The sequence below is a fragment of the Marinobacter guineae genome (assembly GCF_002744735.1).
Lineage (GTDB): Bacteria > Pseudomonadota > Gammaproteobacteria > Pseudomonadales > Oleiphilaceae > Marinobacter > Marinobacter guineae.
Genome location: NZ_KZ319339.1, coordinates 947867 through 960703 on the forward strand (window position 1 = coordinate 947867; position 12837 = coordinate 960703).

Sequence of the window (12837 nt, forward strand, 5' to 3'; positions counted from 1 at the left end):
CTGCCTAATACCGCCGGAAAAGTGGATCTTTGCACTGACTTTTGAGCGGCGACCGGCATCGGGTACGCCTTTAGTATGAGAAGAAGGTTAAACCAATTGAGGGGCGGGCTGCAAAATTTTGACGTAAAAGGATTTTATGGCGTGTTAAAAAAACGGCGGACCCGAAGGCCCGCCGTTCTTTTTTGCTTTGAGCTTGCGCTTACCGGGTACCGGCACGGCGCAGTGCTGCCGGCGTGTAGTCCCTGGAGCGACGCTCGACACCAAACTCATATGGGTTTTCTTCTTCGTTAGTCAGGCCAAGTGCCAGATAACGACCAGAAAGCAAATCATACAGTGTCTCTATGGCATACCAGGGCACGTTCTGGTCATAGAACTGCATGTTGTGGGCTTCAGCAACACGCCAGAGCTCGCCACGACCGTCGTAGTGGTCGATTACCGAGGCCTGCCAGGAATCTTCATCGATGTAGAAGTCACGCTGGGCATAGATGTGACGCTCACCCTCTTTCAGGGTTGCACGCACGTGCCATACACGATGCAGTTCATAGCGGGTGAAATCCTGATTGATATGGCCAGCCTTGATAATCTGATCATAGGTCAGGCTCGGGTCAACCAGCTTGTAGGAGTTGTACGGAAGGTACATTTCCTTCTTGCCGACCAGCTCCCAGTCGTAACGATCCGGTGCGCCGTTAAACATGTCGAAGTTATCAGAGGTACGCATACCGTCTGCGGCTGTACCCGGTCCGTCGTAGGCTACCTGGGGCGCACGGCGAACGCGCCGCTGACCCGCGTTATAAACCCACGCACGACGTGGCTCTGCAACCTGATCAATGGTTTCGTGAACCAGCAAGACGTTACCCGCCAGACGGGCTGGCCCGGTAATGGCCTGCTTGAAGTAGAACAGGACGTTCGGATCATCTCCTGGCGAGTAATCCGCCAGGTAGGTGCGCCAGGTCAGCTCGTCCTGAAATTTCACAACGGAGAAATCGCCGTTCTCGGTCGGGGTCACCTGACCGACGTTACGCTGCACGGAACCACCGCGGTAGCGGGTAATGTGGTTCCAGATAATTTCCAGGCCGTTCTGAGGGATCGGGAAGGGAGTAGCAGACTGGTAGTTGCCCAGGCCATTACCATCCTTGATCAGCTCTACGGTGGTTGCATTCTCAACGGTCTGCTCCATGACTTCCTGCGGATAGGCGGCAGAACGGTGGGTTTCATACACCGGCATGAAGTAGTCGTCGTAACGCTTGATCATGGCAACCTGACCCGGGGACAGTTTGTCTTTGTACTGATCAACGTTGCTCTGGTCGATGGTGAACTTCGGCTCTTCGTTGGGGTACGGATTCACGTAGATGCCGTCACCCTTGTAGTTGGCCGGAGGGGTGGTCAGGCCACCGGTCCACGGGGGGATTTCACCACCATTGCCGGCTTTCTCTGCACCCATCGGGGTCAGCGAATTGCCCAGCTTGGCCGCTTCTTCAGCAGAAACCGCACCCCAGGCCTGGCCGGCAAACATGCTCGCTGCCAGAACGCCTGTGGCCAGTAGTTTCTTGTTCAGTTTCATTTAAATTCCCTCATTAAACGAATTTTTGCCGGTTCAGAATGAGTAGGAAACACTTGCACTCACGAAATCGCGGTCAGTCAACTCGTTATACGGCTTGCCGCCGAAAAAGTTTGTATAGCCGATTTCACCGGTAATCTTGTTCTGGTACACCGCCTCCACGGACAGGCCGATAGCCTTGCTACCCTCGTTGAAGGCGCCGCCTGGCTGCGGGCTGTAACCCTCGACGTCGTGGCTCCAGGCCAGTTGCGGTGACAGATTAACACCCGCAAGCGCGTTCGGGTAACTCCATACCAGCCGGGTACGGTAACCCCAGGAGAAGTCGGTTGTGAAGCCTTCGTTGTTACAATAGTTGGTATTGATGTTCACACCCAGCGCACAGGCATCAAGACCGCCAGCGCTCGGAATCGTTCCCACACCGAAAGTACCTGAACGGCCATAACGAGCCTCATCGTAATCTGGCAGGTCGTGCACGTAGGTCGCGCCGAATTCTGTGATCAGGGAGAGACGGCTTGCGCCCATAACCTGGTCAAAGAACTTGATCAGTGTGAACTGAGCCTGCGACACGCCGTACTCGTCGTAACCTTTGACTTTGGAACCCGGGGGGATTTCACCGCCAAACTCTTCTTTTCTGCGCTGCTCAAGAAGACTTACGTCGGTGCCGTCAACCGGGTTATCCAGCTGAATACCCCCGTAGATCAGCTCGAACGCGTTCCACTGCAGGGGCAGCTTGTCACGATAGGAGTATTCCGCACCCAATGACCAGCCGCCTGGGGTGGTGGTGTTGATGCTGATGCCGTAGAGGTTGATATTCTCCGGGTACTCAATGAAGTAGGAGGGGAACTGCTCACCGGTATCCTTCACTGTGCCGCTCACGTAAGGCAGGCGGCTGTTGTACTTGATGTAGTAGAAGCCAAGCTCGGAGTCATTCAGGGCCGGCACGTACCAGCGCATGGCGACACCAAACTGGTCTTTGGAATCGGCTTCGTTGTCGCCCAGGCGTGGCGCGATAAAACCCTGAGCCAGTGCCTGGGAGTCCGGCAACTGGCCGGCAAGCAGAACCGGGCCACAGCCGTCGGCGGCGAAATCGTTGGTGGAGAAGAAGGTGCCACAGTCGTCAGGGCGAATGGGTTCCCAATCGGCCTGTACGAAGGTTTCCAGCGTGATGTTCTCGGTCACACCGGCAGACATATAGAACATTTCAACCGGCAGAAGGGCGTCTTTCAGCTCTGAGCCCGGCGCCCGGAAAGCCGGAACGTCGACCGGGTTAATAACGTTGATACCGCCCTGGATGAAGGTACTCTCACCCCAGCTCACCACCTGTTTGCCGTAGCGGAGACTGACGGGAACGTTGCCAAAATACCAGTCCGAGAATATGTAGGCGTCGAGAATTTCCCCGCCTGAAGCGTTGTCTTTGGCGTCGTCATTCAGTTCACGGCGCTGACCGACGTAATCAACGGCACGGCCTTCGTCTTTCAATTCAAAGTCGTACCAGTAGCGGCCCCGGAGCAGACCACCAACACGGGTAAGGTAGGCGCTGTCGACGTCGTAAGTGAGGTAAAGTTCACTGTTACCCTTGACGATTTTGGAGTAGGTGTCGCCAGACTCGAAGTTCAGGTTGCCGTCGTCGTAGTTGTTGGTGGAGGCCCCGATATTCGCGAGTGAGCCGCCTGGAGCATACTCCGGGCCAAGGTTACCCTGGGCGATGAGGCGTTTGTCGCGATCTTCGACTCGCCAACCGACACCGGCGGACAGCGTGGTGTTGAACTGGGCTTCCACATCTCCCACGTAAAACGAATAGGCGGCTGCCTGACCGGACATTCCGGCTGCAACGGCCACGGCCAGCGGTACTTTGGTCCAACGCTGCCATTGGTATGTTTTTCTTGTCATTGGAAGGCTACTCCATTGTTGTTCTGAGTCGCTGCTCTGATTATTGGTGTTCACGATGTATTGGAGGCTTCGTGCACAGTGCTCGTGATGTTGGCACTATAGCTAACGCCTTCGGGCGCTTTGATCAGTCAAAAGTATGATTTTGCTCTCACACCTCTATTACCGCCGGGTTTCGTCGCACAGAATCACTATAGACAACAATTTTGGATGCAACCACCTTGGTTTTGGTGGTTTTTTAGAGCATCTCGATAGCCATGGCCGTAGCTTCACCACCACCGATGCAGAGGGCTGCGATGCCTTTCTTTTTGCCGTAACGCTGAAGGGCGTACATCAGAGTAACCAGCAGCCGGGATCCGGTGGAGCCGACGGGGTGACCCTGGGCGCAGGCACCGCCGTGAATGTTGACTTTTTCGGGATCCAGGCCGAGTTCGCGGATGGGCATCATGGCGACCATGGCGAAGGCTTCGTTTATTTCGAACAGGTCGACGTCTTCCTTGCTCCAGCCGGTTTTGCCGAACAGGGTTTCGATGGCGCCAACCGGGGCGCAGGTGAACTCGGAGGGATGCTGGGACTGGGTGCTGTGGCCGACGATTCGGGCCAGGGGCTTGATACCGCGTTTTTCGGCTTCGGATTCACGCATCAGGACCAGTGCGGAGGCGCCGTCTGAGATGGAAGAGGCGTTGGCTGCGGTTACGGTGCCATCTTTGGAGAAGGCCGGGCGGAGGCTCGGGATCTTGTCGATGTTGGCGTTGTGGGGTTGTTCATCATCTTCGACAACGACTTCGCCTTTGCGGGTTTTCACGGTGACCGGGATGATTTCGTCCTTCAGCAGGCCCGCTTCGATGGCTTTCTTGGCCCGGGTCAGCGAGGTAATGGCATATTCATCCATTTCTTCACGGGTGTAGCCTTTCCTGTCTGCCATTTCCTGGGCAAAGGCGCCCATCAGGCGGCCGGTTTCGGCGTCTTCGAGGCCGTCGAGGAACATGTGGTCCTGGGGCGCCTGGCCCGGGCCCATGCGATAGCCAGTGCGGACGCCCTGAAGGATGTACGGGGCGTTGGACATGCTTTCCATGCCGCCGGCAACCATGATGTCGTTGCTGCCGGCCTTGATCAGGTCGTGGGCGAACATGGCGGCTTTCATGCCGGAGCCGCAGAGCTTGTTGATGGTGGTGGCACCGGTGTTATCCGGCAGGCCGGCCTTGCGCATGGCCTGGCGAGCAGGGCCCTGTTTGAGGCCGGCGGGGAGCACGTTGCCCATGATGACTTCCTGCACATCCGCAGGTTGCAGGCCAGCGCGTTTTACGGCCTCGGCGATGGTGAGGGCGCCCAGGTCGGTGGCACTGACATCGGCCAGACTGCCCTGGAAGCCGCCCATGGGGGTACGGGCACCGCTTACGATTACTACGCTGTCTGTGCTCATTTCTGAATCTCTCTTTATTGGTTTTACTGATTTTGCCACGGACACTCACGGACGCTCACGGACGAAAAGAAAAAATTTCTTTTTGTCATCGGCTTTTGCATGCTTTTGTCCGTGAGCGTCCGTGGCTAAAAAACATTCTCTTCCCCGACCAAATTATTGTCAGGGTTTATGCGGTGCTTCGAGGTATTCCCGGGACTGCATCTCCAGCAGGCGGGACTCGGTGCGCTCGAATTCGAAGCTCAGGCGACCGCCGGTGTAGAGTTCGGTGATGGGAGCGGCGGCGGAGATGATGACCTTGACGTTGCGGTCGTAAAATTCATCAACCATGTTAATGAAGCGCCTGGCCTGGTCGTCTTTTTCCTTGCCCAGCACCGGCACGTTGCTGACGATGATGGCGTGGAACTGGCGGGCCATTTCGATGTAGTCGTTCTGGCTGCGGGGGCCATCGCAGACGTCTTTGAAATCGAACCAGACCACGTCGTCTGCATGGGCCTGGGCCGGGATTTTGCGGCCGTTGATTTCCATGGTTTTACTGTGTTTTCCGGCTTCAACCGCCAGTCCATCAAAGCTCTTCCGGAGGCTAATATCCGCCTCTTCATCCAGCGGGGAATGGAACAGTTCTGCCTGCTCAAGGGTTCGCAACCGGTAATCCACGCCACCGTCGACGTTGACCACATCGGTGTGCCTCTTGACCAGCTCAATGGCAGGCAGGAACCGGGCTCTCTGCAGGCCGTCCTTGTAGAGACCGTCCGGAACGATATTGGACGTGCACACCAGGGTGACGCCACGGCTGAACAGTCCGTCCATCAGGGTGGCGAGGATCATGGCGTCGCCGATGTCCGACACAAAGAATTCGTCGAAGCAGATAACCCGGGTCTCGTCTGCAAACTTTTTGGAAACCAGCTCCAGGGGGTTCTTCTCACCCTTGAGGGATTTGAGCTCGTTGTGGACACGCTGCATGAAGCGGTGAAAGTGAACCCGCATCTTGCGTTCGAAAGGCAGGGACTCGAAAAAGGTGTCCATCAGGTAGGTTTTACCGCGGCCGACCCCGCCCCAGAAATACAGGCCCTTGATCGGCTTTTCCCGACCTTTTTTCAGTTTGCGGCGCAGTTTGGTCATTGCCTTGTTACGATCACTTTCGGCTTCCACCAGTTTGTCGTAAAGTGACTGAAGACGCTTTACGGCATCTTCCTGGGCCGGGTCCTTCTGAAAATCCGGGCGTTCAAGATCCTTCTGGTAACGTTGCCAAGGGGTCAGGGTCGCACTGTTTTCGGAGGACATCGAAGCTGTCATCAAGGTATTCCCGGAAGTTGGTCGTAAATTTGGGCGCCGTATTGTCTCGCATTTGGCGATTTTTCGCCACGTTGGGCGCCAGAGGAGCAATACGACGATTGGCGCAGGCCACAATCATGGGATGATGGAGCCCGGGGCGTTATACTCGTATAGCAGGGGCTTGGCTCACTTCTAGGAAAAAGGACGACACAGCATATGACAAACCTGATTCTGGCAGCGATTGCCGCATTGGTTGTTGGCATTGTCATCGGGGTATTTGTTGGCCGTTCCGGGCAGGGAACGACGCTTCGGCAGCGCCGGGCGGAACAGCAGATTGAGGAACTGAAAAGCGAGTACACGCGCTACCAGGCCCAGGTGAATGAGCATTTCATGGAATCGGCACATTTGCTGCGCCGGTTCAACGATGTCTACCGGGATGTAAACCAGCATCTGGCACGTGGTGCCAACCGTCTTTGCAATGATGAGGACTGGATGGAGGAGTTGGCGCAGGAGACTTCGAAGAAGCGTCTGGAGGAGGTCCGCGAGGATGGCGTTGAGCCGCCGCGGGATTATGCTCCCAAGACCGATCCGAAGGATTCCGGGACGCTTGCTGAGGACTTCGGGCTCAAGAAGGGCGATAAAGCTCAGCAGGCTTGATGGCTACCAGCCCGCCCGAAACTCGAAGTTTTGACCTTCTCTGGACTCAGAGTTTTGGTGCAGGAGCGGGTCAGGATGTGCTTTCCAAAACCCGCTCCTTACGGCACATCCATGTGGCGCTTGAGCTCCGCCATCCATGGCTCCGCACAGTTTTGGAAAGCACATCCTGACCCGCTCTATCCGACCTCAGTGCTATTCGCCTTGGCTCTCAAATCTTATTTCTGGATCAAAGGCAAATTGAATTAGGGGTCAGTTGAAAGCTTTCATCTGGCCCCGTGTTCGCCGCTATACCGGGTTGTCGCAATCGATGAATTGGTGATTTATCCCGAACTCCTCAGCCAATGCCTTTCCGAGAGCCTGCACACCATAACGTTCAGTGGCGTGATGACCGGCTGCAAAATAATGGATACCGCATTCTCGTGCTGTGTGCGTCGTCGGCTCGGATATTTCACCGCTGATGTAGGCGTCCAGACCGGCGTCCAGGGCAGTGTTAATAAACCCCTGTGCGGCACCGGTGCACCACCCTACCCGTTTAATTGAACTGGGGCCCTCGCCTACCCATAAAGGTTCGCGATGGAGCTGCCTGCCAAGGTGCAGGCCGAATTCCTCCGGAGACATCGCCTCTTCAAGCTCACCTTCCCAGACAAGACCACCTAACGGGCGGGGGTTCTTGATGCCCAGAACGTGCGCTAACTGGCGGTTGTTGCCGTATTCGGGGTGGTCGTCCAACGGCAGATGGTAGGCGACGAGGTTGATGTCGTTGTCGAGAAGCTGTTTCAGGCGTTCACGTTTCATGCCCTGGATGCGTTGGTCTTCGCCTTTCCAGAAATAGCCGTGGTGAACGAGGATCATATCGGCGTTCGCTTCAATGGCGGCTTCGATCAGGGCTTTTGAGGCGGTTACGCCGGATACGACGGTCTTGATTTCGGACTTGCCTTCAACCTGCAGACCATTCGGACAGTAGTCCTGAAAGTCACCGGGCTGAAGCCATTGTTCGATTCTAGTAAGGATCTTGTTTCGATCTGCCATGAAAATCTCCCGACGGGGCTATATCTTCGAAGTTAGAAGAGCAGGGCGGCGATCACGTTTCGGAAATGTTGGAGGCCATGGATGGCCGGAAACAAGCGCACATGGACGTGCTCGTAGCGGTTTCCGAAACGTGATCGCCGCCCTGCTCCACCCGACTACCCAAAGGCTAGAGAGACTGGAGGCCAGCAATCAAGGCATCATTCTGAGACGGTGTGCCAATAGTGATCCGCAAAAAGTCACTAATACGGGCCTTGTTGAAGTGCCGAACAATAATGCCCTGCTCTCTCAGGCCTTTCGCCAAAACTTCCCCCGGTTGATCTTTATGGCGGGCAAAGATGAAGTTTGCCTTTGAGGGTAACACCTCAAAACCAAGATCCTCGAGGGCAGCCGTTACTCGCTCCCGTTCGCTGATCACGCCATCACAACATTTCCGGAACCAGGCTTCGTCTTCGTAGGCAGCCTTGGCACCGGCAAGGGCCAGACGATCAAGGGGGTAGCTGTTGAAGCTGTTTTTGACGCGATTGAGCGCTTCGATCAGGTCCGGGTGCCCCACAGCAAAACCAACCCGCAAACCCGCCAGTGAACGGGCTTTGGAGAGCGTTTGGGATACCAGCAGGTTCGGGTACTGGTCGACCAGGGTAATTGCGCTTTCACCGCCAAAATCAATGTAGGCTTCGTCTATCACAACCGCGCGGTCTGGATTGGCGCTCAGGATTTCTTCGACATGCTGCAATCCGAGGTAACGGCCTGTCGGCGCATTCGGGTTCGGGAAGATGACGCCGCCATTGGGCTGTTTGTAGTCTTCCGGGTTGATCTCGAAGCTGTCAGAGAGCGGTACAATTTTGCTCTCGATGTTGTAGAGGCCGCAGTACACCGGGTAGAAGCTGTAGGTAACGTCCGGGAACAGAATGGGCTCGCCGTGCTGGAACAGGCCATAAAAAATGTGCGCCAGGACTTCGTCGGAGCCGTTGCCCAGGAATACCTGTTCCGGTTTTAACTTGTGGTAAGCCGCAATTGTCTGGCGCAGGGCTTCACCTTCCGGATCCGGGTAGAGGCGGAGGTTGTCGTTCAGTTCGGCCTGGATGGCTTCTATGACTTTTGGTGAGGGGCCAAAGGGGTTTTCGTTGGTGTTCAGTTTCACCAGGTTGGCCATTTTCGGCTGCTCGCCTGGTACATAAGGGACCAGGTCGTTGACCAATGGGCTCCAGAATTTGCTCATCGCTTTTGCACTCCGTTTGGTGCAGACGGGCAGCGGGCAAGTCTGTTTCCGAGAACCGCTACAAGCACCCGCAAGCGGGTCCGGCCAGCAATCACAGATTGCTGTCGTGCGTTTGTCGCATGAAGCTTTGCTTCATAAGCGCTCGGCCGCACCCATGTGCGCTTGGCTCCGGCCATCCATGGCCTCCGACATTCTCGGAAACAGACTTACCCGCCGCCCTGCATACTATGGGAAATAAGTCTCAGCCGGATTAGCTAAGCGTAATCCGACAATCAAGTTCAACCCTTAATCCGATATTCCGCTGACCGGGCATGGGCGGTTAACCCCTCGCCCCGTGCCAATACCGACGCCACGCGTCCCATCCGGTCGGCACCCTCCGCGCTGAAACCAATGATGGAGGACCGCTTCTGGAAATCGTAGACACCCAGCGGTGAGGAGAACCGTGCCGTGCCGCTGGTGGGCAGCACGTGGTTCGGGCCAGCGCAGTAGTCGCCCAGGGCTTCTGCGGTGTAGCGGCCCATGAAGATGGCGCCGGCATGGCGGATGTCTTCGAGCATGGCCTCGGGGTCTTCAACCGACAGCTCCAGGTGTTCCGGGGCAATACGGTTGGAGACGGCGGCGGCTTGTTTCAGATCGGCGACCTGAATCAGGGCGGCGCGGTCGGTGATGGACGTGCGGATGATGTCGGCACGCTCCATGGTAGGCAGCAGTTTGTTGATGCTGGCTTCAACCGCGTCCAGGAACGCTGCGTCCGGGCTGATCAGGATGGACTGGGCCTGTTCGTCGTGCTCGGCCTGGGAGAACAGGTCCATGGCGATCCAGTCCGGGTCGGTTTTGCCGTCGCAGATCACCAGGATTTCCGAGGGGCCGGCGATCATGTCGATGCCAACGACGCCGAAGACCTCCCGCTTCGCCGTAGCGACGAAGATGTTGCCGGGACCGACGATCTTATCGACAGCTGGTATGGTTTCGGTGCCATAGGCCAGTGCACCAACGGCCTGAGCGCCGCCAACCGTAAATACCCGGTCAACGCCGGCAATCGCCGCAGAGGCCAGAACCATATCGTTCACAACACCGTCTGGCGTGGGGACAACCATAATCACTTCACCCACACCCGCAACTTTGGCCGGTATGGCGTTCATCAGCACAGAGGATGGGTAAGCGGCCTTGCCGCCCGGCACGTAAAGACCCGCCCTATCAAGCGGTGTCACTTTCTGGCCAAGCACGGTTCCGTCTTCGTCCTCGTACTGCCAGGATTTCTGGTTCTGCCGCTCGTGGTAGTCCCGGATCCGCTCAGCCGCTTTTTCCAGGGCGACGCGCTGGTCCTGGGGAATCACTTCCAGGGCCTGCTGCAAACGGTCCTGGCTCATTTCCAACTCGGTGACGGAACCCACCTTCAACCGGTCAAACTTCTCGGTAAACTCCAGAACGGCCTGATCGCCACGAGTTTTCACCTCATGCAGGATATGACGCACCGACTCGTTCACTTGATGATCAACGCTGTCGTCCCAGGCCAGAAGTTTGGCCAACGAGCTGTCGAAGTCACTATTCAAGGCGTTCAGTCGTTTGATACTAACGGTCATAACTCAAATCCTGCTCTGGATTGTTGACTTACTTCTGCCGGATACCCGCCGGCAGTGCGGGGTAGTTGGGAGTGTGGGCCTTTCCTGTCTGGCTTTCGGTGGCCGAGCAGTCAGGGAGGCCTTTCCAAAACACGCTCCTTGCGGCACGTCCATGTGACGCTTGAGCTCCGCCATCCATGGCTCCGCACAGTTTTGGAAAGGCCTCCCTGACCACTCGTATCAGCATCGGCGTTAGGAAAGCCCCAAGCGGCAAACCCTTAATCGAACGTTCTGCGTTTCTCTACGGCAGCAGACATCTTTTCGATTATGGGATTAATACGCTCGTGTTTCATCTTCATGGACGCGCGATTCACCACCAACCGGCTGCTGATGTTCTCGATCAATTCACGGGCTTCAAGGCCGTTGGCCTTCAGGGTGTTGCCGGTATCGACGATATCGACGATTTCATCAGCAAGCCCCAGGATCGGCGCCAACTCCATAGCACCATAAAGTTTGATGATGTCCGCCTGGCGACCCTGTGCCGAATAGTAACGGCGAGCCAGGTTCACAAACTTTGTCGCCACCTTGATACGACCGGGCGGCGGAGTCTGACCTTTCGGGCCGGCGGTCATCAGGCGACAACGGGAAATATTCAGATCCAACGGTTCGTAGAGCCCTTCCCCGCCATGCTCCATCAGAACATCCTTGCCGGTCACCCCCAGATCCGCTCCACCGTACTGAACATAAGTCGGCACATCGGTAGCGCGGATGATCAGCACCCGCACGTTCGGGTCCGTGGTCGGAAACACCAGTTTGCGGGATTTCTTGATGTCGTCGACCAGCTCAATACCGGCTTCCGCCAGCAGCGGCAGGGTTTCTTCGAGGATTCGTCCCTTCGACAAGGCGATGGTGATGGAATCTGTCATGGATTCTTCCGGTTTCCCGTTGATGTCTTTCACGCCGGCAGTCGGCGGATGGTGGCACCCAGCAACTGCAATTTCTCTTCGATGCACTCGTATCCGCGGTCAATATGGTAGATGCGGTCTACGATGGTATCGCCGTCGGCAACAAGCCCGGCGATTACCAGACTGGCGGACGCCCTGAGGTCCGTGGCCATGACCGGTGCGCCGGTCAGGTGGTCCACGCCCTTGATAATGGCGGCGTTACCTTCCAGGGTGATGTCCGCGCCCATGCGGATCAGTTCCTGCAGGTGCATGAACCGGTTCTCGAATACCGTTTCCACGATGGTGCCTGTGCCTTCTGCCACGGCATTCATGGCGGCGAACTGGGCCTGCATGTCCGTCGGAAACGCCGGATAAGGCGCTGTGCGGATGCTCACCGCTTTCGGGCGGTTGCCTTTCATGTCCAGCTCAATCCAGTCCGGGCCGGTGCTGATGTGGGCACCTGCCTCCTCAAGTTTGAGCAAAACCGCTTCGAGCAGTTCTTCGCGGGTATCCTTGAGCTTTACCCTGCCACCGGTGGCTGCTGCGGCAACCAGGTAGGTGCCGGTTTCGACACGGTCTGGCAGCACGTTGTAATGACAGCCGTGCAGGCGCTCGACGCCGTTGATTTCGATGGTTGCCGTGCCGTGGCCCTTGATGTCCGCACCCATGGCGATCAGGCACTCGGCCAGGTCCACCACTTCCGGTTCGCGGGCGGCGTTTTCCAGGATGGTTTTACCGTCCGCCAGGGCAGCGGCCATCATCAGGTTTTCGGTACCGGTTACCGTGACTGTGTCCAGGAAGATGTGGGCGCCCTTGAGGCGGCCATTGGTCTTGGCCTTGATGTAACCATTCTCGACCGTGATCTCCGCGCCCATCATTTCCAGGCCGTGGATGTGCAGGTTCACCGGGCGGCTACCAATGGCGCAGCCACCGGGCAGGGATACTTCCGCTTCACCGAAGTGGGCGACCAGTGGGCCCAGCACGAGAATGGAGGCCCGCATGGTTTTCACCAGTTCGTAGGGCGCGTGGAAGTGCTTGATGGTGTTGGCGTGGATTTCCACACTCATCTTCTCATCAATGATCACTTCAACGCCCATGCGGCCCAGCAGCTCAATCATGGTAGTTACGTCGTGCAGATGCGGCAGGTTGCCGACGGTCACCGGCTCATCCGCCAGCAGGGTTGCTGCCAGAATTGGCAGGGCAGCGTTCTTGGCGCCGGAAATCCGGATCTCACCATCCAGGGGCTTGCGGCCCCTGATCAGAAGTTTGTCCACAATAAATATCCT

General features: G+C 56.9%; 10 protein-coding genes. 1 reads left to right on the forward strand and 9 read right to left on the reverse strand.

The window, feature by feature from the left end:
- Positions 1-199 precede the first annotated feature (199 nt).
- The 4 genes from CLH62_RS04300 to zapE form a co-directional block, all read right to left on the reverse strand.
- Complete coding sequence (locus CLH62_RS04300; RefSeq protein WP_099616888.1) at positions 200-1561, reverse strand: DUF1329 domain-containing protein; 1362 nt, start codon at positions 1559-1561, stop codon at positions 200-202.
- A 33-nt stretch (positions 1562-1594) separates the two neighbouring features.
- Entirely contained in the window at positions 1595-3448 is a 1854-nt protein-coding gene (locus CLH62_RS04305; protein WP_099616889.1) for a DUF1302 domain-containing protein, read from the reverse strand.
- 235 nt (positions 3449-3683) lie between these two features.
- Complete coding sequence (locus CLH62_RS04310) at positions 3684-4868, reverse strand: thiolase family protein (protein ID WP_099616890.1); 1185 nt, start codon at positions 4866-4868, stop codon at positions 3684-3686.
- Positions 4869-5027: 159 nt separating this feature from the next.
- Positions 5028-6125: a cell division protein ZapE gene (gene zapE / locus CLH62_RS04315; protein ID WP_211285685.1), complete on the reverse strand. Its 1098-nt coding sequence runs from the start codon at positions 6123-6125 to the stop codon at positions 5028-5030.
- A gap of 231 nt (positions 6126-6356) precedes the next feature.
- Between zapE and CLH62_RS04320 the strand changes: the two genes are divergently transcribed.
- The gene (locus tag CLH62_RS04320) at positions 6357-6797 is read left to right on the forward strand and encodes a Z-ring associated ZapG family protein (protein ID WP_099616892.1); all 441 of its coding nucleotides are present in this window, start codon (positions 6357-6359) and stop codon (positions 6795-6797) included.
- A 285-nt stretch (positions 6798-7082) separates the two neighbouring features.
- Here CLH62_RS04320 and CLH62_RS04325 read toward each other — a convergent pair whose 3' ends face one another.
- The 5 genes from CLH62_RS04325 to murA all read right to left on the reverse strand — a co-directional run bounded on the left by CLH62_RS04325 (position 7083) and on the right by murA (position 12825).
- The gene (locus tag CLH62_RS04325; RefSeq protein WP_099616893.1) at positions 7083-7826 is read right to left on the reverse strand and encodes a Nif3-like dinuclear metal center hexameric protein; all 744 of its coding nucleotides are present in this window, start codon (positions 7824-7826) and stop codon (positions 7083-7085) included.
- A gap of 166 nt (positions 7827-7992) precedes the next feature.
- On the reverse strand, positions 7993-9045 hold the full coding sequence (hisC, locus tag CLH62_RS04330; RefSeq protein WP_099616894.1) for a histidinol-phosphate transaminase: 1053 nt from the start codon (positions 9043-9045) through the stop codon (positions 7993-7995).
- A 278-nt stretch (positions 9046-9323) separates the two neighbouring features.
- A complete protein-coding gene (gene hisD / locus CLH62_RS04335) occupies positions 9324-10628 on the reverse strand; it encodes a histidinol dehydrogenase (RefSeq protein ID WP_099616895.1) in 1305 nt (434 codons plus the stop codon).
- A gap of 257 nt (positions 10629-10885) precedes the next feature.
- On the reverse strand, positions 10886-11533 hold the full coding sequence (gene hisG, locus CLH62_RS04340) for an ATP phosphoribosyltransferase (protein WP_099616896.1): 648 nt from the start codon (positions 11531-11533) through the stop codon (positions 10886-10888).
- 29 nt (positions 11534-11562) lie between these two features.
- Positions 11563-12825 carry a UDP-N-acetylglucosamine 1-carboxyvinyltransferase gene (murA, locus tag CLH62_RS04345; RefSeq protein ID WP_099616897.1) on the reverse strand — a complete coding sequence of 421 codons (1263 nt, stop codon included), beginning with the start codon at positions 12823-12825 and terminating at the stop codon, positions 11563-11565.
- Between the last annotated feature and the right edge of the window lie 12 nt (positions 12826-12837).